Annotated in this window: 23 protein-coding genes and 1 pseudogene; 8 read left to right on the top strand and 16 right to left on the bottom strand. The window is 67.8% G+C overall.

Going from position 1 to position 26,064, the window contains the following annotated elements:
• Positions 1–145, top strand: a pseudogene (locus AC1D1W_RS13470) (IS30 family transposase); the annotation flags it as partial.
• A gap of 135 nt (positions 146–280) precedes the next feature.
• Here AC1D1W_RS13470 and AC1D1W_RS13465 read toward each other — a convergent pair.
• The 4 genes from AC1D1W_RS13465 to AC1D1W_RS13450 form a co-directional block, all read right to left on the bottom strand.
• Entirely contained in the window at positions 281–2,095 is a 1,815-nt protein-coding gene (locus tag AC1D1W_RS13465) for a putative bifunctional diguanylate cyclase/phosphodiesterase (protein ID WP_476943941.1), read from the bottom strand.
• A gap of 228 nt (positions 2,096–2,323) precedes the next feature.
• Positions 2,324–3,487, bottom strand: coding sequence for a glycosyltransferase family 4 protein (locus AC1D1W_RS13460; protein WP_476943940.1), 1,164 nt, complete (start codon positions 3,485–3,487; stop codon positions 2,324–2,326).
• A gap of 385 nt (positions 3,488–3,872) precedes the next feature.
• Positions 3,873–4,112 carry a hypothetical protein gene (locus tag AC1D1W_RS13455; RefSeq protein WP_476943939.1) on the bottom strand — a complete coding sequence of 80 codons (240 nt, stop codon included), beginning with the start codon at positions 4,110–4,112 and terminating at the stop codon, positions 3,873–3,875.
• 50 nt (positions 4,113–4,162) lie between these two features.
• Complete coding sequence (locus AC1D1W_RS13450; RefSeq protein WP_079553343.1) at positions 4,163–5,599, bottom strand: flotillin family protein; 1,437 nt, start codon at positions 5,597–5,599, stop codon at positions 4,163–4,165.
• Positions 5,600–5,948: 349 nt separating this feature from the next.
• On the opposite strand from AC1D1W_RS13450, the gene AC1D1W_RS13445 reads away from it, so the two are divergent.
• Positions 5,949–7,457: a phenylacetate--CoA ligase family protein gene (locus tag AC1D1W_RS13445; protein WP_476943938.1), complete on the top strand. Its 1,509-nt coding sequence runs from the start codon at positions 5,949–5,951 to the stop codon at positions 7,455–7,457.
• 34 nt (positions 7,458–7,491) lie between these two features.
• Here the strand turns inward: AC1D1W_RS13445 and AC1D1W_RS13440 are convergent, their stop codons facing one another.
• A complete protein-coding gene (locus tag AC1D1W_RS13440) occupies positions 7,492–8,409 on the bottom strand; it encodes an HNH endonuclease (protein ID WP_476943937.1) in 918 nt (305 codons plus the stop codon).
• A complete protein-coding gene (locus AC1D1W_RS13435; protein ID WP_028277291.1) occupies positions 8,406–9,632 on the bottom strand; it encodes a serine hydrolase domain-containing protein in 1,227 nt (408 codons plus the stop codon). The genes AC1D1W_RS13440 and AC1D1W_RS13435 overlap by 4 nt, the downstream gene beginning before the upstream one ends.
• Before the next feature lie 254 nt (positions 9,633–9,886).
• Between AC1D1W_RS13435 and AC1D1W_RS13430 the strand changes: the two genes are divergently transcribed.
• A complete protein-coding gene (locus AC1D1W_RS13430) occupies positions 9,887–10,324 on the top strand; it encodes a VOC family protein (protein WP_476943936.1) in 438 nt (145 codons plus the stop codon).
• Positions 10,325–10,480: 156 nt separating this feature from the next.
• Positions 10,481–12,193 (top strand): SulP family inorganic anion transporter, encoded by a 1,713-nt coding sequence (locus tag AC1D1W_RS13425; RefSeq protein ID WP_476943935.1) that lies wholly within the window; start codon positions 10,481–10,483, stop codon positions 12,191–12,193.
• 41 nt (positions 12,194–12,234) lie between these two features.
• On the opposite strand, the gene fdxA is transcribed toward AC1D1W_RS13425, so the two are convergent.
• From fdxA to AC1D1W_RS13385, 8 genes are all read right to left on the bottom strand, one after another.
• Positions 12,235–12,564: a ferredoxin gene (gene fdxA, locus AC1D1W_RS13420; protein WP_028277294.1), complete on the bottom strand. Its 330-nt coding sequence runs from the start codon at positions 12,562–12,564 to the stop codon at positions 12,235–12,237.
• 6 nt (positions 12,565–12,570) lie between these two features.
• Positions 12,571–14,046, bottom strand: coding sequence for an aldehyde dehydrogenase family protein (locus AC1D1W_RS13415; protein WP_476943934.1), 1,476 nt, complete (start codon positions 14,044–14,046; stop codon positions 12,571–12,573).
• Positions 14,047–14,102: 56 nt separating this feature from the next.
• Positions 14,103–14,891, bottom strand: a complete 789-nt coding sequence (locus AC1D1W_RS13410; protein ID WP_476943933.1) for an SDR family oxidoreductase — start codon at positions 14,889–14,891, stop codon at positions 14,103–14,105.
• Entirely contained in the window at positions 14,891–15,823 is a 933-nt protein-coding gene (locus AC1D1W_RS13405; RefSeq protein ID WP_476943932.1) for a dihydrodipicolinate synthase family protein, read from the bottom strand. The genes AC1D1W_RS13410 and AC1D1W_RS13405 overlap by 1 nt, the downstream gene beginning before the upstream one ends.
• Before the next feature lie 62 nt (positions 15,824–15,885).
• On the bottom strand, positions 15,886–16,716 hold the full coding sequence (locus AC1D1W_RS13400) for an enoyl-CoA hydratase-related protein (protein WP_476943931.1): 831 nt from the start codon (positions 16,714–16,716) through the stop codon (positions 15,886–15,888).
• On the bottom strand, positions 16,713–17,957 hold the full coding sequence (locus tag AC1D1W_RS13395) for a CaiB/BaiF CoA transferase family protein (RefSeq protein WP_243180274.1): 1,245 nt from the start codon (positions 17,955–17,957) through the stop codon (positions 16,713–16,715). The genes AC1D1W_RS13400 and AC1D1W_RS13395 overlap by 4 nt, the downstream gene beginning before the upstream one ends.
• Positions 17,954–19,336 carry an FAD-dependent oxidoreductase gene (locus AC1D1W_RS13390; protein ID WP_028277300.1) on the bottom strand — a complete coding sequence of 461 codons (1,383 nt, stop codon included), beginning with the start codon at positions 19,334–19,336 and terminating at the stop codon, positions 17,954–17,956. The genes AC1D1W_RS13395 and AC1D1W_RS13390 overlap by 4 nt, the downstream gene beginning before the upstream one ends.
• A gap of 259 nt (positions 19,337–19,595) precedes the next feature.
• Complete coding sequence (locus AC1D1W_RS13385; protein WP_028277301.1) at positions 19,596–20,204, bottom strand: helix-turn-helix domain-containing protein; 609 nt, start codon at positions 20,202–20,204, stop codon at positions 19,596–19,598.
• Positions 20,205–20,793: 589 nt separating this feature from the next.
• On the opposite strand from AC1D1W_RS13385, the gene AC1D1W_RS13380 reads away from it, so the two are divergent.
• On the top strand, positions 20,794–22,098 hold the full coding sequence (locus AC1D1W_RS13380) for an MFS transporter (RefSeq protein ID WP_459384138.1): 1,305 nt from the start codon (positions 20,794–20,796) through the stop codon (positions 22,096–22,098).
• A 148-nt stretch (positions 22,099–22,246) separates the two neighbouring features.
• Positions 22,247–22,714 (top strand): cytidine/deoxycytidylate deaminase family protein, encoded by a 468-nt coding sequence (locus AC1D1W_RS13375; protein WP_476943930.1) that lies wholly within the window; start codon positions 22,247–22,249, stop codon positions 22,712–22,714.
• A gap of 233 nt (positions 22,715–22,947) precedes the next feature.
• Here the strand turns inward: AC1D1W_RS13375 and AC1D1W_RS13370 are convergent, their stop codons facing one another.
• Positions 22,948–23,367, bottom strand: coding sequence for a DUF4383 domain-containing protein (locus AC1D1W_RS13370; RefSeq protein ID WP_476943929.1), 420 nt, complete (start codon positions 23,365–23,367; stop codon positions 22,948–22,950).
• A 220-nt stretch (positions 23,368–23,587) separates the two neighbouring features.
• On the opposite strand from AC1D1W_RS13370, the gene AC1D1W_RS13365 reads away from it, so the two are divergent.
• On the top strand, positions 23,588–24,907 hold the full coding sequence (locus AC1D1W_RS13365) for a cell division protein PerM (protein WP_243180265.1): 1,320 nt from the start codon (positions 23,588–23,590) through the stop codon (positions 24,905–24,907).
• Between the two features lie 21 nt (positions 24,908–24,928).
• Here AC1D1W_RS13365 and AC1D1W_RS13360 read toward each other — a convergent pair whose 3' ends face one another.
• Positions 24,929–25,372: a hypothetical protein gene (locus AC1D1W_RS13360; protein WP_243180256.1), complete on the bottom strand. Its 444-nt coding sequence runs from the start codon at positions 25,370–25,372 to the stop codon at positions 24,929–24,931.
• Between the two features lie 39 nt (positions 25,373–25,411).
• Between AC1D1W_RS13360 and purN the strand changes: the two genes are divergently transcribed.
• Positions 25,412–25,987 carry a phosphoribosylglycinamide formyltransferase gene (gene purN, locus AC1D1W_RS13355; protein WP_028277307.1) on the top strand — a complete coding sequence of 192 codons (576 nt, stop codon included), beginning with the start codon at positions 25,412–25,414 and terminating at the stop codon, positions 25,985–25,987.
• The last annotated feature ends 77 nt before the right edge of the window (positions 25,988–26,064 follow it).

The raw sequence follows: 26,064 nt of genomic DNA, 5'->3' as shown, positions 1-26,064 counted from the left end.
GTACTTCCCCAAAGGCACCGATCTGTCCGTCTACGGACCCGAAGACCTTGAGCACGTCGCGCAGGAACTCAACGGACGCCCACGCAAGACGCTCGGCTGGAATACTCCAGCCGAGCGTCTACGTGATTTACTACTGACCACCTAACCAGCAGGTGTTGCAACGACCCCTAGAAACCGCCGATGCTTAGCGGCCGTTTGCGTCCAATGGCGGAGTGTGGCGGCGACAATGCGACCCGCCTGGACGGCCAGCGGCCGGCCTAACGTCAGCCAGCCCGCCCGACTACCGCGCGGCGTCGACCTTGTCCAGGGCGTTCAGGGCACTCTCCATGGTCCCGGCCAGGTGGCTGGCGGGGGCCGGCTTGGCGAACAGATAGCCCTGCAGGGAGTCGCAGCCGCGGTCCATCAGGTATTTGGCCTGCGCGGGCGTCTCGATGCCTTCCGCCGTGACTTTCAGGCCGAGGGCATGCGCCGCGCTGATCATGGTGGCGAAGAACGGGAGCTGTTCCTGGCCGGTCTTGATCATGGCCACGAAGGAGCGGTCGATCTTGACCATGTCCAGGGGCAGTTCCTGGAGCCGGCCGAGCGTGGAATACCCGGTGCCGAAGTCGTCCACGGCAATCCGGACACCGGCGCCGCGCAGCTGCCGCAGCTGGCCCAGCACGTCCGAGGAGGCGTCGAAGAACACGCTCTCCGTCAGCTCAAGCGTGAGCTGGCGCGGGTCAACGCCCGTGGACGCCGCAATCGCGAGCACGTCCGCTGCGAAGTCCCGGTGCTGGAACTGCAGGCCCGAGACGTTCACGGCGACGCTGTAGGCAGGATCGCCGGCCAGCCAGGGCCGGATCTCGGCGCAGGCGCGGCGCAGGACCTCGTCGCCGATCTCGCGTATCAGGCCGCTCTGCTCCGCCACGGGCAGGAACTGGTTCGGCGGCACCAGCCGGCCGTGCCGTTCCCACCGCGCGAACGCTTCGAACTGCACCACCGAACCGATGCCGGGCGAGACCACGGGCTGGTAGTGCACCGAGATCTGGCCCAGTTCGACGGCGCGCCGCAGCCCGGAATCGCCGTCGGCCTTGTGGGCCGCGGTGGTCAGCATCTCCGGCCGGAACCGCATCCAGTTGTTCTTCCCGGCAGCCTTCGCGGCGGTCATGGCGGCGTCGGCCTGCCGCAGCAGTTCCGCGCCGTCCAGCGTCTGCCCCGACTTCGACGCCAGGCCCATGCTGACGCCGGGCCGGACCATGGACCCGCCCACGCGCAGGGGGGCGTAGAGGGACTCGGCGATCCGTTTGGCCACAGCGTCCGCGTTGAGGCATTCGGTGAGCAGCACCGCGAACTCGTCGCCGCCGAGCCGGGCCACCGTGTCATGCGGACGGACGCAGTTGCGCAGCCTGGATGCCACCTCCACCAGAAGTTCATCGGCCGCGGAGCGTCCCAGCACGTCATTGAGGTGCTTGAAGTCATCGAGGTTCAGCAGCAGGATGTCCACCGGATCCGGGCGGCGCAGGGCCGCGGCGAGCCGCTCGTTGAAGAGGGGGCCGTTGGGCAGCGCCGTCAAGGGGTCGCGGAGCGAGCCCGCCTTGAGTTCGTCGTCGTGCTCGGCAAACGCCGCAGGAGCGGCAGCCGGACCTCCGGAAAGGGTAGCTCCCGCTGCACCAGAAGTACGACGGCGGCCAAAGTCGCCGCTGAGGGTGCGCCCGGCGCTGTCGGCGCCCGGGTTCCGGCCTGCGGCGCCGCGGATGGAGAGGGCAATGGACGGTCCGGCGTCGGCCGCTCCGGCCGCGGCGGGGACCAGCGAGCACGTGATTTCGACGGGGAGTTCCGTGCCGTCGGCGCGTCGGCCCGAGCCGGCGAACGGGGAGCCGGCGGACGGCGAGCCGGGGCTTGCGGCCTTGGCCAGCCCGGCCAAGACGCCGTGGAATTCCTCCCGCGAGGCCTCGGCCAGGAGCATGCTGTGGTCCGCGCCGAGCAGCTGCGCCCGGGGGTAGCCGAAGAGCCGTTCCGCGGCCGCATTGAGGAAGGAAATGGCTCCGTCCTGGGCGACCAGCAAAAGTGCGTCCGGGCTGTACTCCAGCAGTTGTTGTGCGAAACCAGCTTCCACGATGTCTAACAGCCCCCCGGCGAAGAATACGGACAGCGGGCACCTTGCGGAGAGCAGGCGCACTGCGCTGACTGAATCATATGCGGTGCGGGCTGCCCGGGCGTGATGGCCATCATGCCGCAACCAAAGGTGTCGAACGCGCCGGCTGCGCAAGTGCACCCGGCCCGGCTGCGCCGGCACCGGCCCTGCTACCCGGGCACCAGCCCTGCTACCCGGGCACCAGCCCTGCTACCCGGGCAGCGGCACGCCCGCGTGGCCGGCGATAGCCGGCCCCATCTGGGACTCGCCGATCACGGCCCTGTAGTGGCCAACGAGTTCGGCGCCGAGCACGGACCACGTTCGGCCCTGGACCGTCGCGTGCGCGGCCGCGGCGAACGCGCGGCGCTTGGCGTCGTCGCCCATCAGGTCCATCACCCGGGCACGGAACCCGGCGAGGTCGCCGGGCTCGTACAGCCAGCCGGTCCGCGAGTTCTCCACGAGATCCAGCGGGCCGCCGCGGCCGGTGGCCACCACCGGCACCCCGGACGCCATGGCCTCCTGGATGGTCTGGCAAAAGGTCTCGAACTCGCCGGGATGGACGAAGAGATCAAAGGACGCCACCGCCCGGGCGAGGTGGTCGCCGCCGAGGAAACCGGTGAAGACCCCCTGCGGCAGCGCAGCCTCCAGGGCGGCCCGCTGGGGCCCGTCGCCGACGATCACCAGCCGCGTTCCGGGAACATCCGCCAGCACCGCCAGATCCTCCACCTGCTTCTCGGCCGCAAGCCGGCCCACGTAGCCGATGAGGCGCTCGCCGCCGGGCGCCACGGAGGCCCGCCAGCCGGCGTCGCGCTTCGCGGGGTTGAACCGCTGGGTGTCCACGCCGCGCCGCCACATGTCCACGCGCGGAATGCCGCGGCCGCGGAGCTGGTTGAGCGCGAACGTGGAAGGGACCAGGGTGCGCGAGGCCAGCAAGTGGATCTGGTCCACCCGGTACCAGGCCCAGTTCTCCAGGAAGGGGACGCCATAGCGCCCCGCATAGCCGGGCACCTCGGTCTGGTAGATGGCGACCGTTGGGATGCCGAGCTGGTGGGCGGCCTGCGCTGCCCGCCAGCCGAGCACGAACGGGGACGCGAGGTGCACGACGTCGGGCGCGTAGTCGGCAAGGATTCGCTTGACCCGATACACACCGCCCATCGCCACCCGCAGATTCGCGTAGCCGGCCAGCGGGAGCGAGGGGAGCCGGAGGACGTGGGCGCCATAGACCTCGTCCGGTACATCCGTGTCCTGCGTGGACGGTGCGATCACCAGCACCTCGTCCCCGCGCTGCTGCAGATGCTCCAGCACGCGCAGGATGGAGTGGGTGACCCCGTTCATGAGCGGCAGGAATGATTCGGCGACGATTGCGATCCTCACCCCTCCACGGTGCGGGCGGCGGTTTGCGGCGCGGGGGAGCAGGCGTGGCCGGGAGGGGAAGAGTGGGTTAACAGGCGGGCGAACTCAGGAGGGAACGCCACAGGGCGCACAGAAAGGCGGGCGGTTGCCGGGAACTAGTCGGGCACCCTCAAGTGGGCGCAGTTCAGAGCGGCCATGCGTCCACGGCGCAAACCCCACCAAGCAGCGGTGCCGGATGGCATGACGAAAGTCGAGCTACAGCGGGTCGGGCCAGTTGCCGACCGGGAAGCGGGCACGGATGCCGGAAACCGGACCGCAACGCGCACGCTTATTGCCTTCCATCAGAAATACCTCCAGAGGCTACGGAACTTCAGAATACGCCCGTCGCCTCTTACCGTCCAGAGGGTCAATCGGCCTTGAGGACATCCGGAAGTTCCTCCACAAACACCGTCTGCGGCGGCTCAAAATAGATGACCAGTACCTGCTCGCCCACGGCGAAAACGCTGGTCTTGTCGAAGGGGTGCGCGTGGAACGCACTGGTTCCGCCGCGGACCGGCAGCATGACCTCGCCGATGGTGCCCGGACCGATCCGTCCGGTGACGCGGCCGATCTTTCCGGTCAGGCTCCGGTCAACATCCTTATGCATCAGAATCCCAGTACATCAGATCCTCCGGTTCCCCGCGCGCATTCCCGCCCCTACGCCTCAGGCGCCTTCGCAGGCCGTTTCCCGCCATCCCGGGTGTTTTTGAGGGCCGTGGAGAGCGCCGGGAGGTAGTCGCCCACCTGTGCCAAAATACCGCCGATCATCCGGTTGACCCCTTCGCCGCCGTTGAGGACGGTCATCTGGCCGACGTGCGCGAACGGTTCGGCCGCCGCCGCCACGATCGCCGGCATGTTCTCGGCGAGCTGCTGGGAGATGACGGCGTCCTGGTTGGTGCCCAGTGCTTCGGCGCGGGCCTTGATGCCCTCTGCCTCGGCCAGTGCCTTGGCCTTGATGGCGGAGGCGGCGGCATCGCCGCGGGCCTTCGTGGCGGCGGCCTCGGCTTCGCCGGTGACCTTGGTGGCCCCTGCCGCTGCTGCTGCCGCCGTCGCGTTCGCCTGCGCCTGCACCTCAGTCCGCCGGGCGTTGGCCTGGGCCTCGAGCTCGGTGCGCCGGGCAAGTGCCTCGGCCGCGCTGATGTCCGCCGATTTCTGGCCTTCCGCGTCGGTGCGCTTGGCGTACGCCCTCGCGTCGGCGGGCTTGCGGACGGTGGTCTGCAGTTTCTGTTCCTCCCGGTCGGCCTCGAGCTTGGCCACCTCGGTTTCCTGGACCACCACCTGCTGGCGGGCCGTCGCGTCGGCCAGCGGCCCGGCCTGGGCCGCGTTCGCCTTGGCGCGCTCGGCGTTGGCCTGCGCCTCGGACTGCCGGATCGCGGACAGGCTCCGGGCGTCGGCAATCAAGGCCTCGGCCTCCGCTTCCTTTTCCGCCGCCTCGCGGTTCCGGGTGGCCTCTGCGATGCGGGCCTCCATCTTGACCATGGCGATGTGCGGCTTGGCGATGTTCTGGATGTAGCCCGTGGGGTCCTGGAGGTCCTTGATCTGCAGCGAATCGACGACGAGACCCAGCTTCTCCATTTCGACGCCGCTGGCGCTGCGGACCTGGGAGGCCAGCTTGTCGCGCTCGCGGATGATCTCCTCGACCGTCATGCTGCCGATGATCGAGCGCAGGTGGCCTTCAAAGACGTTGTATACCTGGCTTTCCATCTTGGGCTGCTGGCCCAGGAAGCGCCGCGCGGCGTTGGCAATGAACGGCGGGGCGTCGCCGATCTTGTAGATGACCACGCCGTCGACAATCACCTGGATGCCCTGGGAGGTGACGCAGGAGACCTTGAGTTCGGTTTCGTTCAGCGTCAGGGACAGCGGCCGCACCGTCTGCAGGCCCGGCAGCACCAGGGCCCCCTTGCCCGTGACGATCTTGAAGTCCATCCCTTCACGGGTTTCCAGCGTGCCGCGCGTCAGCCCGGAGATGATGAGGGCCTCGTTCGGTTCCGCCACCTTCCACATCAGTTTTGTTGCCACCCAGATGACGCCGACGACGGCGACCGCCCCCAGGATGATCGAAATGAGCGGATACAAAAATGACAAGTCCGGCATAACCAGGTCCTTTCACGGCGGTGGAAAAAGGTATTAAGCAAAGCCCCAAACGATGCTGCTGGTAGTCCCCGGCCGGCCTGGAGGCAGGAATTCCCACCCCGCCCAGCCAGCTGTTGTACACAGTCTGTGGTGCTTCAGGCCGGGAAGTCCAGCAATTCGACGGTGTCCGGGCATATGCCCAAGTCCCGCCGGTGCCTAAAGCCCCTGTTGGGAGCCTTCGCCGCCGTGCCAGCGTGGGAGAGGGTGCGGGCGTGGACGAGCCTGCAGGGTGGGCGATGGTGGAAGGGCGGACGCCAGGGGTGCCGGACCCGTGAAGGGGTGATGGGTGATGCGCGGCTCTCCTCTCGGGATGACACGGACGGCCGGGATCGCGTGGGACATCTGGCGGGCCGGTGGGGCGAGCCAGGATGAGATCGACCGCCGGCAACGCGACCGGCTCGCCGCGCTGGTTGAGTGCGCACGGTCCTCCTCGCCCTTCTACCGCAGGCTGTACCGGGACGTCCCGGACATGGTCGCGGACAGGGTCTCGGACACCGGCACGGACCGGGCCACGGAGCTGGGCAGGTATTTAGGGGAGCTGCCTCCGGTGGGCAAGCGCGAGCTCATGGAGAACTTCGATGACTGGGTGACCGATCCCCACATCACGCTCGCCGGGCTGAAGCACGACCTGCTCGATGACCCGTCGCGGATCGGCGGCCTCTACCGCGGACAGTACCTCGTGGTGACGACGTCGGGATCCACCGGTGAACCCGCGGTCCTGGTCCATGACCGGGCCTCGCAGCTGGTGGCCAGTCTCCTGGGCCCGATCCGCGAACGGCGGACCCTGATGGCGGCCAAGGAGGCGCGGGCTTTCCTGCACCGGGGGCTGCGGGCCGCGGCGCTGATCGCGGACGGGGACCACTTTGCCGGCGTCGTGCTGACCGAATCCGCGCGGCGGCGCAGCCCCCGCATCGCCCGCCGGGTGCGCGTCTTCTCCGTGCTCCGGCCGCTCCCGGACCTTGTGGCGGACCTCAACGACTTCCAGCCGACCGTGCTTTACGGGTATCCGAGCGCCATGGCGCAACTGGCCGCCGAACAGAAGGCGGGACGGCTACGGATTCATCCGCTCCTGGCGGTCGCGTCCGGGGAGAGCCTGGCAGCCCACGCCGCGGCCGGGATCGAGGCGGCCCTCGGCTGCCGGGTCACTGAGCGATACCTTGCCTCGGAGGCGCTCGCCCTGACCAGCCGCTGCCGGCAGGGGCTGCTGCACGTCAATGCGGACTGGAACATCGTGGAGCCGGTGGACGACGCCTTCCGGCCCGTCCCGCCCGGCGAACTCTCCCACACGGTGCTGGTCACCAACCTGGCCAACCGGGTCCAGCCGCTCATCCGGTACAACCTGGGCGACCGGGTGCAGCTGGCTGCCGGACCGTGCGCCTGCGGCAGCCCGTTTCCCACGCTGCGGGTCGAGGGCCGCAGCGGCGGCGTGCTGAGTTTCGCTGCCGCCGACGGGGAAACGTTGGGCGGGGCAAGGTTGGATGGGACAGGATCGGACGGGACAGGGTCGGACAGAACAAGGTCGGACGGTGCAGTGCCGGACGGCAAAGTGGTCACCGTGCTGCCGTTGGCGCTGGGCACGGTGATCGAGGAGACCGCCGGGGTCCGCCGTTTCCAGGCGATCCGCACCGGACCGCGCTCGCTCACCGTGCGGCTCGAGCTCTGGCCGGAGGCCGCGACGGCTGCCGTTCGGACGGCGGTGGGGGAGCGCCTGGGTGTGTTCTTCGCGGCCCAGGGCGCCGCCGGCGTCGACGTCCGCTTTAGCGATGAGCCGCCCCGGCCGGACCGCAGCGGCAAGTTCCGCGAGGTGTGGTCCGCCTGAGCCGGCTACTGCTGCTGTCGTTGCTGCTTGTGCTCTAGTGCTGTTCCAGGATCCGCCGGGCGTCCTGCTGGGCCTGGAGCTGCTCCGGGGTCACGGACTGTCCGGTCAGGAACCCGGCGGCGGCCATGATCCGGCGCAGCTCCGCGACGCTGCGCGGCGTCCGTACCCCGTGGTGCGCCATGGCGTGGCAGTTGGCGCAGAGCGGGACGAGGTCAGTGATGGGGTCAAGTTCATACCCGCTGCCCAGCTGTGACACCGGGACCAGATGGTGGACCGGGATGAAGTCCTTGCCGATCTCGCCGTAGGCGATTTCAAACGAGAATCCGCACGCGGCGCAGCTGGTCCCGTGGTGGGCGACGCAGACCCGCCGGGCGTCCGGACTGTGTTCGTACTTGTTCACCTCGACCCGGGTGACCGCCGCCGCCGGGACGGTGCCGGGCACGGGCTGGGTGGGGTCAGCCGGCAACGGTCCAAACTCACCCCAGAGGCCGCGGAGCAGGGGCTCGACGGCGGGCTCGACGGCCAGCGCGGGGCCGTGAAGGGCTTCCCAGTCGATGCCGGGCACGGCCTCGGCGAGGACCCCGGTCGGGACCTGGTCGCCGGCGGGCAGAAGGGCGTCGAAGTCCACCTGGAGGTAGAGCGGGGATGCGCCGGGCTGTGCGCCGACCCGGGCGGCGGCCCGCGCGGGGGCGCTCGCGGAGTCCCGTGCCTGGGCGCGGAGAGCCGGCCGTTCCGAGACGATAACGCCGTGGCCGATCAAGCCGCGTCCGTGGCGGCCCTGGAGCACCAGCCACGCGTCCGTGCCGGCGGCGCTGCCGGCGTCGCTGTCGAGAGACGTCCCGACGTCCCAGCTGGCCAGGTGCCGGCCTGTTTCGGCGACCTCTTCCAGCACGGCCGGGTAGGTCCAATCGTTCCATTCGTCGGGGTTCCAGACGAGGATGATTGCTGTCATCTGCCCATTGTCGCAGTGCCCGGACTGCCTGCGGCATTGTTGAGCGGCCCGGTCGGCCCGGTCATGCACGTGGCGTTGAGGGTGTCCTCCGCGATGGACTCCATCTGATGCAGAATGTGGGTGTCCCCGCGTGGGAGCGGTTCCGGCGGGTAGGCCACGGCCATGGTGAGCTGCCGGGTTCCGTCCGCGCTGGTCATGGTGATGGTGCCGTAGCCGGGCACGTCGCCGGGATGGCCGTAGTAGAAGTCGTTGGTGCACAAATCGTTCCAGCGGACCACGCCGAGTCCGTACCTGGCGTAGAGCGGGCTCTCCATTTGCGTGATCGTGGCCGGCTTGAGCAGCTTGTTCTGCAGCAGCGCCCGGTAGAACGTATTCACGTCCGCCACGGAGGACACCATGCCGCCGGCGGCGTTGTCGATCTGGGCGGCCGGATAGGTGACGTCCAGTTGTTTGCGGTCCAGCGCGATGTAGCCGTGGACCATGGACGACGGCGCCGGCCCGGCCGCCGTCATCAAGGTCTCGCTCAGGCCCAGCGGCTCGATGATGTCGGTGCTGATCACCTCGCCGATCCGCCGGCCGCTGAGGCGCTCGACGATCAGCGCCAGGGCAATGTAATTCGAGTTGGAGTATTCAAATCCCTGGGCCAGCTTCGCCTGCCAGGAGATCCGCCCCGCCATGGCCAGCAGATCCGCCAGGCTCACCTTGGTGGTCAGGGCTTCGCGCACCGTGGCCGGATCGAACAACGGCCCGTCCACCGACGGCATGCCGGAGCGGTGCTGCAGCAGCTGGCGGACGGTGACCGGTCCCGGCGGGTGCATCACCTTGTTGAACTCCGGCAGGTAGGTGCTGACCGGCGCATCCAGTTCCAGCCGGCCCTCCTCGGCCAGTTTGAGCACGCAGACGGCCACCATGGACTTGGTGACCCCGCCGATGTGCACAGGGTCCGTTATCTCGGCCCGGGACGGGCTGTTCAGGTTTCGGACCCCGTAGGCCGCGGACCACTCGTCCCCGCCCACACGGACCTGGATGAGGACGGCCGGGGCGCCGTCGTCGAGCAATCTCCTGCCGAACTGTTCGAGCACGGCCCGGTAGCCGGAATCGGGCGACACCGGCGCCGGCGGTTTCGGCCCGGGGACGCAGCCGCCGAGGGCGGCCGTTAGCACGACGGCGAGGATTGCGGCCGTGAGCCGGCGGGATTTTGCGCGGATCCAGACCATCGGCATGAGGGTCCTTCTTGCAGGTCGGGAGTGCAGTCAGGGCAGGAGAATGCCCCCAGCCAGGCACAGTCCTAATGCTTGTGATGGTCCTCAGGCGGACATCAGCCGACCAGAGCCATAAGTCACGGGTATGGATTCGACGTTGCTTGCGACATTCCGAGATCGCGGGCAACCGGCGCAGCGGGCTCAAAGCCTTCGACCATCCGTATAGTCCCGGCCCGGCACTGGAGCTATTCGCCCCGTCTTGGTAGCTTCGACGCATGGCCATCAAACTTGAAAACGTCGGTATTGCGGTTCGTGACCTCGAAGCTACAATCGCCTTTTTCACCGATCTCGGTCTCACGGTCGTCGGCCGTGACACGGTCAGCGGCGAGTGGACCGACACTGCCGTCGGACTTGATGGCAACCACGCCAAGATTGCGATGCTCCAGACCCCGGACGGTCATGGCCGACTTGAGCTCTTCGAGTACATCCACCCTCAAGCGATCGAGTCGAACCCAACCCGTCCCAACGACATCGGAATGCACCGCGTGGCCTTCTCGGTTGACGACATCGACAAGGCCCTTGAGATAGCTGCGAAGCACGGATGCCGCCCGCTCCGTGGTGTGGCGACCTACGGTGACGACTACAAACTCACGTATCTCCGCGGCCCCAGCGGAATCCTCGTAATGCTCGCCCAGAAACTGAAGAAAGACTGACACCAGGATCGGCCCGATTAGCCTGTGAATCGCGGCCATGCGATCGAGCTGATTGACGGCCCATCCGGGTCAGTATTCGCCAGAGTCAAACCGGCTGCTCACAGTTCTCTGCGCAAGGCGGGGGTCGCCCGATGATGGATGGCGAGCAGGGGCGTGATGGGACATGATCAGAAGATGCGCCGATCCGGAAGGACTGCATTCTGGGCGGTCCCGCCGGCCCTGCGTGGCTACAGGATCGAGTGGCTTCGCCACGACGTGGTGGCCGGCGCCGCGCTCTTCGCGATCTTGGTCCCCGCTGGCATGGCGTACGCCCAGGCCGCCGGCCTTCCACCGGTGACCGGCCTGTACGCGACGGTAGTGCCCCTGCTTGTCTACGCGGCAGTCGGGCCATCGCGTGTGCTGGTGCTGGGCCCGGATTCCGCGCTCGCTCCGATGATCGTGGCAGCCTTGATTCCCTTGGCCGCGGATAACGAGCAGAAATCCGTGGCCCTGGCCGGTCTCCTCGCCATACTGATTGGCGGCATCTTGCTGCTCGGCTCAGTGCTGAGGTTGGGAATCGTCACTGGACTGCTGTCGAAGCCCATCCGGCTCGGCTATCTCAACGGCATCGCCTTGCTGGTGGCCGTGTCCCAGCTTCCCACCCTCCTGGGGATCTCCGTGGAAGGCGGTACACCCTGGGAAAAACTCATAGCCGCCGCGCCGAAGGTGCTTGCCGGCGAGACCAATTTGACGGCACTACTGCTCGGCTTGGTCTCGCTGGCGCTTATCTGGGTTCCCCGCCGGCTGAAATGGAAGGTTCCGGGCGTGCTCATTGCGGTGGTAGTGTCCTGCCTCGCCGTGGCCGTGCTGGGACTCGAAGAGCGTTTGACGGTCACAGGTGCCCTCCCGCAGGGGCTCCCTGCACCGGCCCTGGGCGGAATTGGCTGGGCCGACGTCCTGACACTGCTGCCCGCTGCCGCCGCAATCGCCCTCATCGTCTTCGTTGATACCGGAACCCTGGCCCAATCCCTGGCGGCCGCAGAGGGCGGCAGGGTATCCGGCAACCACGAAATGGCAGCCTTGGGCGCGGCGAACGCTGCCACCGGGCTGCTCGGTGGCTTCCCGGTGTCGGCCAGCACGTCCCGCACGCCGGTGGCAGTCGAGTCCGGGGCGAAATCCCAGCTCACGGGGGCCGTGGGCGCCGTCCTGGTGCTCGGCTTCATGCTCGTGGCGCCCGGCGTCACCGAGTTCCTGCCGGCCACAACCCTTGCCGCCATTGTCATCGCCGCAGCCGCCGCAATAGCCGACCCGGCCGGAGTGCGACGGCTCATCGGCATGAGCCGCAGTGAATCGTTGGTGATGCTCGCGGCCTTCCTGGGGGTGACCATACTGGGCGTCCTCCCGGGAATCGCCGTTGCCATCGGCTTGGCAATTCTGGACTTCCTGCGGCAGGCCTGGGACCCCTACCGTGCTGAACTGGTGGACGTGCCCGGGATCCCGGGGTACCACGACGTGAGCCGTCATCCGGAAGGGGAACGCATCCCCGGCCTGTTGATCCTGCGCTTCGACGCACCGCTGTTCTTCGGCAACGGCGCCTTGCTGGGGTCCTTCGTGCGCAACGAACTGGACCAGGCGGGGGACGGCATAGAACGCGTGGTGCTGGCGGCAGAACCAGTGACGGGAATCGACACGACTGCACTGGACGAGTTGGTGCAGCTTGACGAATGGCTGGACCGGCACGGCGTGGACCTGGTGTTCGCCGAGCTCAAAGACCCGGTCAAAGACAGATTGTTGCAGTACGGCATGGGCGCCCGCTTCTCTCCCGAACATTTCTACCCAACTGTGAGCGAAGCAGTGAGGGCGTTCCAACGGGAGAAAAGGGACGGGTAGGGAGCGGTTGTCCCCGGTCATCAACCAGTTCAGTCACGGGCTCAGCCGACGGCGCGTGCGCCTAGAGGCGCACGCGCCACCACAGGGTGGTCGCGGTGCAGGTTTCCGAGGGCTGAGGCACCCTGCGGCGACCCCAGTTCCTCGAAGAACTCCACGTTGGCGCGCACGTAGTCGGCCCACTCGTCCGGGACATCGTCCGAGTAGTAGATCGCCTCGACCGGGCAGACGGGATCGCAGGCGCCGCAGTCCACGCATTCGGACGGGTGGATGTAGAGCGAGCGTTCACCCTCATAGATGCAGTCCACCGGGCATTCGTCGATGCAGGCCTTGTCCTTGACATCCACACAGGGCTGGGCGATCACGTACGTCATGGCTGGCTACACACCCGTGTAGACGGTCTTGCCCCACGTGAAGAAGTCCAGCGCGGACTTCCCCTGTTCGCGGAACGTGTTGGTGGAGGAGTCCTTGACGCCGCCGAACGGCACGTTCAGGTCCAGGCCCGCCGTCGGACGGTTGACCTTGATGACCCCGGCCTGGGCGCGGGCGGCGAAGTCCGTGGAGAGCGCCAGGGAGTCGGTGCAGATGCCGGCGGTCAGGCCGTAGCGGGAGTCGTTGATCGCGGCGAGCCCGGCCTCGTAGTCCGGGACCTCGAGGACGGCCACGACGGGTCCGAAGATCTCTTCGGTCACGGCGGCATCGTCGAAGGGCAATTCCGTGAGGATGGCGGCCGGGAAGAGGAAGCCGGCGTCCGTGCCGCCGTCGTACTTGCCGTGCAGCAGCGTGGCGCCGCGTTCGACGGCGGTGCGCACCGCGGACTGGTTCTGTTCGAACTGCTGGCTGCTCACCACGGCGCCCATCCTTGCGGCCTCGAGGCCGTCGCCGGCGGTGTACTGCGCGGCTTCCTCGGTGAGGGCCGCCAGGAATTCCTCGCGGATGCCGGGCGTGACGTAGACGCGGGACGTGGCGGTGCAGGCCTGGCCGGTGAGGCCGAACGCGCCGGCCGCCACCACCTGGGCGGCCTTGCGGGGATCGGCGTCGTCCAGGACCAGCACGCCGTTCTTGCCGCCCATTTCCAGCTGGACCCGGGCGCGGCGGGCGTTGAGGATCTCCTGCAGCCCCAGCCCGACGTTGGTGGAGCCGGTGAAGGACAACCCGGCGATGCGGGGATCGCGGGCCAGGGCGTCGCCCACCACGCGGCCCTTGCCGTGGACCACGTTGAACACGCCGGCGGGCAGCCCGGCGTCCTGCAGGGCGCGGGCCAGGTGCGTGGCGGAGAGCGGCGTGAGCTCGGCCGGCTTGATGACCACGGCGTTGCCGCTGATCAGCGCCGGCGCGGACTTCCAGGCCGGGATGGCGATGGGGAAGTTCCACGGCGTGATGAGCCCGACGACGCCGAGAGCCTCGCGGCGGGTGGTGATGGTGGTGTCCGACAGGCCGCTGGGCAGCACCTCGCCGGTGGCGGCCCAGCCGAGGGAACCGAAGAAACGCAGCACGTCGGAGGCGCGCTTGACCTCGCCCTTGGCCTCGGCGAGGGTCTTGCCCTCTTCACGGACAAGGTCCTCGGCGATGGCGGCCTGGCGCTCCAGTAGCAGGTTGCCGGCGGCCATCAGGATGGCGCCGCGGGACGGGGCGGGCAGTGCTGCCCAGGCCGGCTGCGCGGCGGCGGCGGCGCTGATGGCGGCGTCGACGTCGGCTGCGGTGCCGCTGGGGGAGAGGGCGGCGAGTTCGCCCGGGCGGGCCGGGTTCATCCGCTCGGTGTCCGCCCCGCCAAGCCATTCGCCGTTGATCAGGTGCCGGGCGGTGAGGAGGTCCCGGGCTGTTGCGGTTGAGGTGTCTGTGTCGGTGGAAGTCATGGTGGTCCTTCGTGAGAGTCGGAGCAGGGTGTGTGCTGAGCGTTCAGCGCCTGTGGCTAGAGCCCGCGGATCAGGCCGCCGTCGCAGCGCAGTGCCACGCCGGTGATGTAGGAGGCCGGCGCGCTGCAGAGGAACGCTGCGGCGGCGCCGAATTCCTCGGGTTCGCCGTAGCGGCGGGCGGGGATGGTCTTGCGGGATTCGAGCTGGATTTCCTCGGGCGTGGTGCCGCGCCGTTTGGCGGCGGCCCGGTCCAGTTCCGCGACCCGGTCCGTGGCGATGCGTCCGGGAAGGAGCATGTTGACCGTGACGGCGTCCAGCGCCACCTCGGCGGCGAGGGTCTTGAGATAGCCGGCCAGCGCCGCGCGGCCCGTGTTGGACACGGCCAGGTTCGGCAGTGGTGCCACGACGCCGCTCGAGCCGACGGCCAGGATCCTGCCCCAGCGCCGTTCCCGCATGCCCGGCAGGATGTGCGAGACCAGGGCGTGGTGCGGTTTGACGAGTTGTTCGAACGCCGCCGCGATGTCGTCCGCGCCGAGCGTGGCGGCCGCGCCGGGCTTCGGCCCGGGACCGTTGAGGACCAGGATATCGATGGGCCCGAGTTCCGCGACTGTCTGTTCGACGGCGGCGGCCACGCCCTCGGCGGTGCTGAGGTCCGCTTCGATGGCGACGGCGCCCGGTCCATAGGCGTCCGTCAGTTCGGCCACGATCTCCTTGGCGCGGACTTCGCGCCGGCCGGTGATGGCCACCCGGACGCCTTCGGCGGCGAGGGCCCGGGCGATGGCGAGGCCCAGGCCGCCGGTCGAGGCGGCCACAAAGGCGGTCTTTCCGCTGATTCCGAAATCCATCAGTTCCTCCCCGCCGTGGTCAGCACGGCGGCCGGGTTCGGGCCGAGGGCCTCGGCGGCCTCGGCCAGGTGCGTGCGCAGCCCGGTCCGGAGCACCTCCGGGAACGCCGCGGCCGGTGCCCGGACGCCGGCGTCGGCAATGAGTCCGCGCTGGTGCAGGCATTCCTTGCGGATGGCCAGCGCGATTTTCGCCTGCTGCTCGAAGTTGATCAGCGGCAGGTAGGGCAGCAGGGCATCGCGGGCGGCCCCGTAGCCGTCTTTCTGCCAGGCCCGCACGCAGGCGATGAGCGCTTCCGGGTAGGAGAAACCGGTCATCGCCCCCGCGGCGCCGGCCATGAGCTCGTCCAGCAGCCCCTGGCCGCCGAGGCCGCCGAAGACAGAGACGTCGAGGGCTGCGGTGAGGTGCCCGATCGCCACGGACGTGGGCGGGGCCTCGGCCTTGACCGCGGTGACGAAGCCGCAGGCCTGCACCACGGAAATGAGCGCCTCGGTGCTGATGTGGACGCCGCTGGCCAGCGGGTAGTCCTGCAGTACGACGTTGGCGCCGGTGGACTGGTGGATGGCGTTCAGGTGCGCGATGACCACCCCGGGGCTGGCCGAGTTGGCCTGGACCATGACGGCCGACAGCCGGTCCCCGGTGGCGGCCTGGATGGAACGGATTTCATCGACGGCCGTGCCGGTGAAGAGGGAAGTCACCCCCACCACGAGGGGCAGGCGCGTTTCCTCCACGACCACTTCCAGGACCAGGCTGCGCTCGGCCGCCGTCAGGGCCGCGGCCTCGCCGAACACGCCCAGGACCGTGAGTCCCGTGGCGCCGATCGACTCGTAGTAGCTCACGAGCCCGGCCAGGCTGTCCGTGTCGACATTCAGGGTGCTGCCCTGGAACGGTGTGGCGACGACGCCCCACACGCCGGGTGTCAGTGACTCCCGCATTGGTTTCTCCTTCTAAGCTCTTGTTGTTCTTCGAGCGGCTGAATCTTCGGGCCGTGGAACGGCTAGCGTCCCGGCCAGTGCGGGGCGCGCTTCTCCTGGAAGGCGCGGACGCCCTCGGCGGAGTCCTCGCTGTCCAGCGCCGCCATGAGGGCGGGGAGCCGGAGGCCGCGGGCCTCGGTGGCGGTCAGGTGCGCGGTCTGCGTGACCATCTGCTTGACCGCCCGGACCGAGGTGGGGGCGCAGGCGAGGATCTGGTCCACCCAGCGCTGTACCGCGGCGTCGAGCTGGTCCGCGGGGACCACCTCATTGACCAGGCCCATGGACTGCATCTCTGTGGCCTCGGCCTTCCGCCCGGTCAGGAGCATGCCCATTGCCTGGGTGTACGGGATCCGGCGCACCAGCTGGTGGATGCCGCCGTCGAGCGCCAGACGCCCGACGCGCGGTTCCGTCAGCCCGAAGCGGGCCGTGTCCGCGGCGATCACGATGTCCGCGCCGAGCACGATCTCCATGCCGCCGCCGAGCGCATAACCGTTGACCCGGGCGATCACCGGGATGTCCAGCGTGGTGCGCAGGCTGAGCCCGCCGAAGCCGTTCGGGTCCAGGCCCGCCCAGTATTCGAGCCCGGTCTTGTCCACGGCGGAGGCGGACATGTCTGCGCCGACGCAGAAGGCCCGGGTCCCGGCGCCGGTGATGACCACGGCGCGGACGTCCGGATCGGCTTCGAGCTGGTCCCAGATCTCGTTGAGCCGGGCCTGCGCGCCGCCGTCGACGGCGTTGAGCACGTGCTGGCGGTCGATGACCACGGTGGCGACGTGGTTCTCGATGGTCAGGGTGACCTGGTCAACGGCGGTGGGAACTGACGCGGTCGTCCCGGCCTCTGAAACGGCGGTCACCGAAGGACCCCCAGCTGCTGCAGGCGCTCGATGGTCTCGGCGTCGAAGCCGTTCTCCAGCAGCACCTCGACGTTGTGTTCGCCGAGGCGCGGGGCCACCCGGCGGATGGTGGGCGGGGTGGCGGAGAGCCGGATGGGTGCGTTGAGCATCTTCACGGTGCCGACGCCGGGGTGTTCGGCCTCGACGATCATGTTGTTGGCGTGTGTCTGCGCATCGGCCAGGGTCTGCTCCAGGGTGTGCACCGGGGCGTTGAGCAGCCCCTGGTCTTCGAGCCGCGTGGTCCAGTATTCGGTGGTGTTGGTGGCCATGCGCTCGCGGAAGATCGCCTGCAGTGCCGGCTTGTGCTTGAACTGCTGTTCGAGGTTGGCGAACTCGGGCCGCAGCGTGAGGTCCTCGTCCAGGCCCAAGGCCTCGGAAATGCGCAGCAGCGGGTCCGGGGTGAAGCCGCCCACCATGCAGACGGCGCCGTCGGTGGTTTCAAAGACGCCGCTGAGTGGCATGGCGCCCCAGTTGACCTCGTAGCCGCGGTTGAGCTGCATGCAGGCCTCCTGCATCTGCAGGTGCAGCATGGAGTCGTACATGGTCACCTCCACCTTCTGCCCGACGCCGGCGGACTCGCGGGTGCGCAGTGCCAGCAGGATGCCCTGCATGAGGTGCATGCCCGTGATGTAGTCGCACAGCGTGGTGGGGTAGATGGCCGGCTTCATGTCATCGGACTCGCGCCGCCACATGACGCCGGAGTAGGCCTGGGCGATCGCGTCCTGGCCGCCCTTGTGCGAGTAGGGTCCCTCGGGGCCGAAGCCGGTGCCGGAGGCCCAGATGATGCCCGGGTTCTGCTCCTTGAGGTCCTCGTAGCCGAAGCCCATCCGCTCCATCACGCCGGAGCGGAAGTTGCTGACCACGACATCCGCGTCGGCGAGCAGCCGGCGGAGGACGGCTTTGCCCTCATCGGTGCGGGTGTCCACGGAGATGCTGCGCTTGTTCCGGTTGATGGACAGGAAGATCGGGTTGTCCTGGCCGTCCTTGTCCGGAAACGAGTTCCGGGAGATGTCCCCGGCGCCCGGGCGTTCCACCTTGATGATGTCCGCGCCGTAGTCGCCCAGCAGCTGGGTGCAGGACGGGCCCATGAACACCTGGGTGAAGTCCACGATCTTGATGCCATCAAGCGGGAGCGGGGTGCCGGCAGCTTCCGTGGCGGCCGCCGTCGTGCCTGAGAACAGGTCGTCGATGACGGTGCTCATGCCCCCACCACCGCGTCCACGTCAAGGGTGGCGTTCGACGACGGGACGTCGCCCGGGTCCGCGCCGTGCCGGCGCATGCCCTGCTGGATGTCCAGGGCGGAGACGTCGCGGACGAGGGTGCCGTTCTGGATCGCCAGCGCGGCGGCAACGCCGACTGCCTGGCCCATGGCCATGCAGGGCGGGATCTCGCGGGACATCTTCTGGGCCTCGGGGGTGGCGGAGTAGTGCCGGCCGGCGACGAGCAGCTGGTCCACTTCCTTGGGCAGCAGCGAGCGGAACGGGTAGTAGTAGTCGCGGCCGCGGGCAACGGTGTCGGCGAAGTGGCGGCGGGAGGTGACATCTTCCTTGGTCATGACGTACTCGCCTTCGAGCAGGCGGGTCTGGCGCACGCCCATCTGGGACGCGACGTCGAGCATGTAGCAGTTCTCGAAGCCGGGCAGGTTGGCGCGGACGTAGTCCACGGCCTCGGTGATGCGGTCCCGCGCGGCGAACTCGGCGGCCGTCATGTCCGCCGGGTCGACGCCGTCGAACCCGGTCATGTGGGGTGCGTTGCACCAGACGACGCCGTCGATGGGGGTCTTGAGCCACCACAGTTCCCAGGCGCCGCCGAGGAGGCGCTTGATCTTGCGGTTGATGGCGCGGGCTTCCTTCGGGTTGGCCTGTTCGAAGGCCTCCGCGGCGTTGGTGTCCACGTTGCCCAGGCGGAAGACGAGCGTGGTGAGGTAGCTGTCCTTGACGTAGCTGGCGCCGGCCCGGGAGGCGACGTCGATGTCGCCGGTGGTGTCGATGACGATGTCGGCCATGAAGGCCTGCGGGCCGGATTTGGTCTCGCAGATGACGCCCTTCATGACGCCGTTGTCCACGATGGGGCGGGAGAACCAGGAGTGCAGGCGCAGGTTGACGCCGGCCTCGCGGACGAGGTCGTTGGAGACACGCTTCCAGCCGTCCGGGTCGAAGGCCGCGGCGTAGCAGACCGGTTTGGGGGTGGTGTGGGAGTGGAAGTCGAAGGTGCCGTAGCGGCCCCACTTGTTCCACAGTTCCTCGGAGGTCTTGCGGTCATCGGCCGGCGGAACGATCGCCAGGCCCAGCTTCTGCAGCCGCTCGACGTACTCGGAGACGATGCCGGTGACCGTGATTTCCTGGCCGTTGATCATGTCATCGAGCACCAGGACCATGCCGCCGGAGGCGAGGCCGCCCAGGGAGGAGTAGCGTTCCAGCAGCGTGACAGAGGCGCCCGAGCGGGCGGCGGTGACGGCTGCGGCCACGCCTGCGGGGCCACCGCCGACGACGAGGACGTCGGAGCGGGAGATGACGGGGGCGGTGAGGTCCGCCGTGGTGGTGCTGAGTTCCAATGACGACATGGCTGTGGACGGGTTCATGGGGGATCCTAACTGTTTCGGCCGAGGCCGTTAGAGGCGTGCCGTGGGAACGGGTGCCGTTGGAACGGTGCCGGTGACGTAGAAGACGGTGCCCGGCAGTAACGCGGCAACGCTGACCGCGAAACCGACCCGGCAGAGGGTATGACGCATCGCGGCCCGTTGCGGGCCGTGGTGCGGGCTGTTGGAGGGTTCCGGCGGACACCGCGGTATAGATGGGGCGTCCGGACGGAGAAAGGTGACGGCGGCTAGGGCCGGCGGATCACCACGCGTGAGGTGCGTTAACCCAGATTGCTACGCAGACCTCTTCGTAGCTGTTCTTGTACCAGTGGGGCGTATCCGAGGAGAAGGTGATCGAATCGCCTTCTTCCAGGGTGTACTTCTCGCCGTCCAGGAAGATGTCCTTCCGGCCGGAGAGCACGATGCCGAATTCCTCGCCGCTGTGCCGGAAAGGAGTGGCGCTGGTGTCGTGGCCTGGCGGACTCACGATCCATTGGGCCTCCAGCGCACCGTTGAGGTCCGGGGTGAGCAGTTCGTAGACTGCTTCACCGACGGACTTCTTGGTGACGCCCTTGAGGTTCCGCCGCTCGGCCTTGCGGACCACGGGGGACCTGGTTTCCTCCTGTCCGAGGAAGAACTTCCCCACCGGAATGTCCAGGCCGTGTGCCAGCTGCGCCAAGGTGGTGAAAGAGGGATTGGCCAGGCCGCGTTCGATCTGGCTGACGATCGCCGGGCTGAGGCCAGTGACTTCCGAGAGCTTCGCGAGGGTCATTCCTTTGTCCTTGCGCATGTTGCGGACCTTGTTGCCGACGGTGGCAAGAAGGACGCTTGTGCCGGCGGGGGAATGTCCCGTGACGATTTCGTTGGTCATGCTCCGACTCTCTCTTGGTGAGCTAACACACATAACTATAGTGAAAACTTTTAGCGAATCAAGGTTTTGCTGAATATTTTTACGGTTCCGGACTGAATCTGCGCCTGACGTGGGGCTTTGTGATCCGGCCTGGGCCCGGCCCGCCGCGGGCGGACGGGACTTCTCCGAAAACCATTGACTCTGTGAAGATCTTCAATATAGTTGTGTGAGCCGCAACACTTTGGGCAGGAATGCTTCAAACAGGTTAGGGTGCACAGCCTTCTGGCGGAAGGTGCATCCGACCCGCGAACCCGTTCCTTTCCTTAAGCAAAGCTGCCGTGACATCTGCCAAGCCATCCGCAGAGCACGATGTTGGCCGGTCACCAGGGACCAGTTCCTTGTTGCCGAGCTGGATGGCCCGTTTGCATTCAAGCGCTACGAAGAGGCATGCGTAGCTATCTGGGCTAACTCGCCTCCCATGTGGCGAGCCGGTCCCGCCCGCGGACCAAGCCAAACGATAGTTTCGATTGCCGGCGACCCCAACGGGGGTGCCCGCCGGCAATCCGTACCCTCACGCACCCCGAAAGTGCGGGGGAAGGAAAAAGGAATCATGACTGACACTGTCGTCAAGACTGACCTGGAGACCGGCCGCAAGTCCCGGCTATCTCCGGAAGTCCGCCGGGGACTGCTCGGCCTTGGACTTGGAAACACCCTGGAATGGTACGACTGGATGGTCTTCGGCCTGCTGTCGGCCTTCATCGGACCCAAGTTCTTCCCGTCGCAGGACCCCGTTGCCGCGACGCTGAGCGCGCTGGCAGTCTTTGCCGTCGGCTTCGCGTTCCGTCCGCTGGGCGGCATCCTGCTCGGCACCTTCGCCGACAGGATCGGACGACGGCGGGTAATGCTCTGGTCCATCATGATGATGGCGATCACCACCCTGATCATTGCCGTGTCGCCGACCTATGACCAGATTGGCCCCGCGGCCGGCGTCATCCTGCTGGTCTGCCGCATCGTTCAGGGCATCTCCACCGGTGTCGAAGCTCCGCTGTCCACCGCCCACGCCGTCGAACTCGTCCCCGAGGGACGCGAGGGCTTTGTCGCCGGCATCATCTCCTTCTACGTCAACGCAGGCATCCTGCTCGCCTCGCTGGTCAGCTACCTCTCGTCCCTGATGCTCGGCGGGGCCGTCATGGCCGACTGGGGATGGCGTGTGCCGTTCATCGTCGGCGCAGCCTTCGGCTTCGTCGTTGTCTACCTCCGCCGGACGCTTCCGGAAACCATGAAGCCGGAAGAACTGGCGAACAACTCCGCCAAGACCGTCTGGGGTGGAGTGCGCAAGCACTGGCTCAGCGTCCTGGCCATCACCTTCGTCGTCGGCGCGGCGCAGGCCTACAACTACGCCTGGAACACCGGCCTCCCGACGGCGGCCCGCACCGGCTTCAAGGAGGACGCAACCGCCGTCTTCGCGCTCACCACCATCCTCGGCGTCGTGCTGGTTGTCGGCAGCCTCATCATCAGCAAGGTCGCTGACGGCAAGTCGATGTCCAAGTGGTTCCTGATCACCCGTGCGCTGGCCATTCCGTCCGTGTTCCTGATGCTGATGTACGTCAAGCCCGGCATCGCCGGCTTCGCGGCCGTCCTCCTCGGCGGCTCGGTTGTGCTGGTCCTGAACATGACCCTGTACAACGTGGTCACCAGCTCCCTGATGCCGAAGGGTTGCCGCGGCGCCGGCACCGCGCTCGGCTACGGCCTGGGCGTCGCCCTCTTCGGTGGCACGGCCTCCTACCTCCTGGTCTGGCTCCAGTCCATGAACGCCTCCTGGATCTTCCCCGTTTACGTGGCCGTCCTGTCGGCGCTCAGCATCGTCTTCTACCTGCTCGCCCGGAAGAAGAACGGCATCTTCATCGGCCGGTAGAGCACGCAGCCGGCCACGACCACGGCCGGTTACGAAGACAGCCAGTTACCAAAACAGCCAGGCCAGAACACAGGCACGCAAGAACAGCGGTAAGCAGGAACGGAAAGTGGGAACCCTCATGGACGCCAGTCGCCCGGACACAAACGGCTTGCAGGCAAACGTGATCTCCTTTGATCTCGACGCCTCCGACGTGGAGCTTTACGAGGCAGCGCGCGCGCTGTTGCTCACCGCCCACCACAGCGAGAACCACCGGGTGGCTGCCGCCATGCGCGGTGAATCGGGGGCCATCTATCTCGGACTGCACATTGGCGCCAAGCGCATCAACGTGTGCGCCGAATCCAGCGCCCTCGCCAATGCCCGCATGGCCCAGGAGCCAGCAATCCACTCCGTGGTAGCCGTCAGCATGGACGGGCAGGGACACCCCCAGGTCACCAACCCGTGCGGCCTCTGCCGGGAGCTGCTGCGTTCTTACGGAACCGAGACATCTGTACTGGTCGATGCCGGGGGCGAGGTGGGCAAGGTCCGGATCAAGGAACTGCTGCCCTTTCCCTGGATGCGTGCCACCGAAACGGAGTGGGACACAGTTCCGCCCCGCGTTCAGGAACAAGCAAGCTAACGAGCCGCCGCGGCACCCGCATCATCACCGGCGGCAACGGCAGCGGCAGGGCATCACGGAAGGCCGGGACTCACAAAGTCCCGGCCTTCCGGCGTGCCGGGAGGTTCCGCCGTCGGGCGGCCCCCGACGCCACACAGAAAGCTGGTGCAGCCGCCGCGTTTCCGCTAAACCACTGCACCAGCAGGTAGTACGAATTTTCTGAATACTATGAAACGTTACTCATTCGCGGCTCCCTATGTCCCGGGGGTTGATGACCGGGTCTCTACGTCTTCTTCCAGGTGCCTCGTCATCAGCCAGCCTGCGCCGGCCATTACTACGCCCATCACCATGAAGGCCCAAGTGTCCATGGTGTTCAGCGACAGGAAGTTGGCCGCCGAATCCACGCCGACGATGAAACCGTAAATGCTAAGGACGATGTACAGCAGACCGGAGCCCATGAGGAAATTCCGGGCGCCCATGGCAGTCCGGGACATGGTCAGGCCGGTGGCGCCGATCGCGAGCTGAACGATGTTCAGCAACATCGACACCTGGAACAGGCCCAGGAACAGGGCCTTGGAATCGGGCCCGAAGAACCTCAGTTCGCTGTAATTCGTAGTGATGCCGGGGATGAACCCCAAGATGCCCACGACGATCAGGACGATACCTGCACCCATGCCGACGTTCTGTACATCTGTCCGACCAAAATGAACGCCGTGCGCATGAGGAGATGCGGTAGTCATTATCTGCCTCCAACCACTGATTGCGGACATTTACAATTTTACGACCGGGGTGTGCAAAAAGCGCCGGGGGCCCCCGACGGCAAATCCGGCGGATCCGGCCAATGTGCCTGTCGGAAACCGGCCGGGTGCCGGGCCCGTGGCACCATGGATCTCGATGAAACTGCGCGCTGATCAGACCGGACAACGTGGCCTTCCCATGCCCCTGTGGCTGCAGGGTGCCCTCGAGTCCGCCCAGGCCGCCGTCATTTCCGCCCTCGTGGTGGTGGCCCCGATCGTCATGGTCTGGGCCACGGCCGGATTCCAGCATGACGGATTCGATGTCCTGGCGCGCCTGGCCGGCCAGGCCTGGCTGCTGATCCACGGCGTGCCCCTGCTGCTGGACACCGCCGGTGCCGGGTCCGCCGCGCAGCCGGAATCCGGGACGCTCTCGCTCATTCCGCTGGGCCTGGCCCTCATCCCGTTCCTGCTCGCCTGGCGTGCCGGACGGCGCCTTGCCCGCGCCTCATATACGGACCAGCTCTGGCAGGCGCTGCTCGGCTCCTGGCTGGCGTACGCCGGATTCGGGATTGCGACGGGCTTCGTCTGCCGCACGGCCGACGTCGGCATCAGCCTGTGGGCCGCCGCGTTCATTCCTCTCGTCCCGTTCGGGCTCGGCATGGTGGTGGGTGCGCGCCGCGAGGCCGGGTCGTGGAGCCGGCTGATCGGCGTCGACGCCGTGGCCTGGCTGGCCCGTACCAGCCAGCACTCCCGTTGGGCCGGATCCTACCTGGGCTCGGCCATCAAGGCAGGCTCGGTGGCGCTGATGGCGAGCCTGGCGATGTCCGCCGCGCTGCTGGCCGTTGACCTCTTCATCCACTGGAACCTTGTGGTCGCCGTTTACGAAGGGCTCGACGCCGGTGCCATGGGCGGCGGTGTCCTCACCATCGTGCAGCTCGGCTTCCTGCCCAACCTCGTCGTCTTTGCCCTGGCCTGGATCTCCGGCGCGGGGTTCGCCCTGGGCGTCGGGTCGCTGGCCGGACCGCTCGGGACCGCCGTCGGGCCGCTGCCGTCCGTTCCGGTGTTCGCCGCGCTGCCGGCCGGGTCCCTCGACTTCGGCTTCGTGGCCCTGGTGGTGCCGGCGCTGGCCGGGGCGCTGGCCGGCTGGTGGTTCCTGCGCGAAGGCGAAAACCACTTCGATGAATGGCTGTCCATCAAGATCCGGGCCCGCTGGTTTACCGCCGCCGCCTCCACCCTGGTGCTGGGCGCGGTGATCGGCTCCGTCGCCGGGCTGCTCGCGGCGGGGCTCGCCTGGCTGGCCCGCGGTTCTGCCGGCATCGGTCGGCTGACGGAGATCGGGCCCGACCCGCTGCGCACGGCACTGTTCGTGGCCGCGGAGGTCGGGATCGGCGTCATGATCGGCTACGCGGCCGGACCGTGGCTGGAACGCCAGCAGAAGCTGCGCGAGGCAGACCTGGAGACGGTCAGCAGCCGCTAGCCCGGAGTGTGGGTTCGGCTGCTAGCGCAGCTGCGTGGGCAGCTGCCTCGGCAGGGACTTCTCCAGTTGCGTCCTGCATTCCGAGGTTGCCTGCTGCGTCAGGGCGTAGCGGACGCACTGCTGGTAATCGCGGATCTGGTTGAAGAACAGTGTCGAGGCCAGGACCACCAGCAGCATCACCGCCGACACCACCAGTCCGGATATCGCGCCGTACAGAACCAGCCGCGATTCCTTGTATTTCACCGCCCGGACCAGGACCACGATGCCCAGCACGATCCCCGCCACCGTGAGCAGCGCCGTCAGCCACACGTAACCCACGTCGAGCTGGAAGACGAAGAACGAGCCCAGGACCGCGATGACGAACAGCCGGAACAGGGTGTGCGTCAGCCGTGCGGAATCTTGTGCTGCCTGGCCGACCGGTTGCCGGTCGGACTGGCCGCTGCCGGATTCCGTGGGGGGATTCATGTTTTCCAGCCTACGCGAGCGGCCCCATAAGCTAGGACCATGCGCATAGTTGTCCTCGTTTCCGGCACCGGCTCCAACCTCCAGGCAGTAATCGATGCCGTGAAGTCCGGCGCGCTCGACGTCGAGATCGCCGCCGTCGGCGCCGACCGGCCGGGGACGTTCGGGGTGGAACGCTCCGCCGCCGCCGGGATTCCCACGTTTGTAGTGGACTTCAAGGCCTACCCGGACAGGGCGGCCTGGGACGCGGCCCTGACCGAGGCCGTCGCCGGCTTCGCCCCGGATGTGGTGGTGTCCTCGGGCTTCATGCGGATTGTCAGCGCCGACTTCATCGACGCGTTTGGCGGCAAATACCTCAACACGCACCCGGCGCTGCTGCCGTCCTTCCCCGGCGCCCACGGTGTCCGCGACGCGCTGGCCTACGGCGTGAAGGTCACCGGCTGCACGGTGCACTGGGCCGACGCCGGGGTGGACACGGGCCCCATCATCGCGCAGGAAGCCGTGGCGGTCGGGGACGGCGAGAGCGAGGAATCCCTGCACGAGCGCATCAAGGTGGTGGAACGCCGGCTCCTGGTCTCCACGCTCGCTTCCCTCGCCGCGGCCCACACCCCCGCCTGATTCCCCCGCTGCCGGCCCAACTAGCCTCACCCAAACCCCACCCAACTGACTCGCAGCAGGCTGACTCGCAGCAGGGG

The sequence above is a fragment of the Arthrobacter sp. P1_B4 genome (assembly GCF_056406555.1).
This window is presented reverse-complemented; position numbering and strand designations above follow the sequence as displayed.

What these genes read in the sequence shown, in the direction of transcription:
- AC1D1W_RS13455 (WP_476943939.1), bottom strand. Translation starts at nt 4,112, where the DNA reads ATGCATAAGGATGTTGACCGGAGCCTGACCGGAAAGATCGGCCGCGTC.
- AC1D1W_RS13450 (WP_079553343.1), bottom strand. Translation starts at nt 5,599, where the DNA reads ATGCCGGACTTGTCATTTTTGTATCCGCTCATTTCGATCATCCTGGGG.
- AC1D1W_RS13445 (WP_476943938.1), top strand. Translation starts at nt 5,949, where the DNA reads ATGACACGGACGGCCGGGATCGCGTGGGACATCTGGCGGGCCGGTGGG.
- AC1D1W_RS13440 (WP_476943937.1), bottom strand. Translation starts at nt 8,409, where the DNA reads ATGACAGCAATCATCCTCGTCTGGAACCCCGACGAATGGAACGATTGG.
- AC1D1W_RS13435 (WP_028277291.1), bottom strand. Translation starts at nt 9,632, where the DNA reads ATGCCGATGGTCTGGATCCGCGCAAAATCCCGCCGGCTCACGGCCGCA.
- AC1D1W_RS13430 (WP_476943936.1), top strand. Translation starts at nt 9,887, where the DNA reads ATGGCCATCAAACTTGAAAACGTCGGTATTGCGGTTCGTGACCTCGAA.
- AC1D1W_RS13425 (WP_476943935.1), top strand. Translation starts at nt 10,481, where the DNA reads ATGGGACATGATCAGAAGATGCGCCGATCCGGAAGGACTGCATTCTGG.
- fdxA (WP_028277294.1), bottom strand. Translation starts at nt 12,564, where the DNA reads ATGACGTACGTGATCGCCCAGCCCTGTGTGGATGTCAAGGACAAGGCC.
- AC1D1W_RS13415 (WP_476943934.1), bottom strand. Translation starts at nt 14,046, where the DNA reads ATGACTTCCACCGACACAGACACCTCAACCGCAACAGCCCGGGACCTC.
- AC1D1W_RS13410 (WP_476943933.1), bottom strand. Translation starts at nt 14,891, where the DNA reads ATGGATTTCGGAATCAGCGGAAAGACCGCCTTTGTGGCCGCCTCGACC.
- AC1D1W_RS13405 (WP_476943932.1), bottom strand. Translation starts at nt 15,823, where the DNA reads ATGCGGGAGTCACTGACACCCGGCGTGTGGGGCGTCGTCGCCACACCG.
- AC1D1W_RS13395 (WP_243180274.1), bottom strand. Translation starts at nt 17,957, where the DNA reads ATGAGCACCGTCATCGACGACCTGTTCTCAGGCACGACGGCGGCCGCC.
- AC1D1W_RS13390 (WP_028277300.1), bottom strand. Translation starts at nt 19,336, where the DNA reads ATGAACCCGTCCACAGCCATGTCGTCATTGGAACTCAGCACCACCACG.
- AC1D1W_RS13385 (WP_028277301.1), bottom strand. Translation starts at nt 20,204, where the DNA reads ATGACCAACGAAATCGTCACGGGACATTCCCCCGCCGGCACAAGCGTC.
- AC1D1W_RS13380 (WP_459384138.1), top strand. Translation starts at nt 20,794, where the DNA reads ATGACTGACACTGTCGTCAAGACTGACCTGGAGACCGGCCGCAAGTCC.
- AC1D1W_RS13370 (WP_476943929.1), bottom strand. Translation starts at nt 23,367, where the DNA reads ATGGGTGCAGGTATCGTCCTGATCGTCGTGGGCATCTTGGGGTTCATC.
- AC1D1W_RS13365 (WP_243180265.1), top strand. Translation starts at nt 23,588, where the DNA reads ATGAAACTGCGCGCTGATCAGACCGGACAACGTGGCCTTCCCATGCCC.
- AC1D1W_RS13360 (WP_243180256.1), bottom strand. Translation starts at nt 25,372, where the DNA reads ATGAATCCCCCCACGGAATCCGGCAGCGGCCAGTCCGACCGGCAACCG.
- purN (WP_028277307.1), top strand. Translation starts at nt 25,412, where the DNA reads ATGCGCATAGTTGTCCTCGTTTCCGGCACCGGCTCCAACCTCCAGGCA.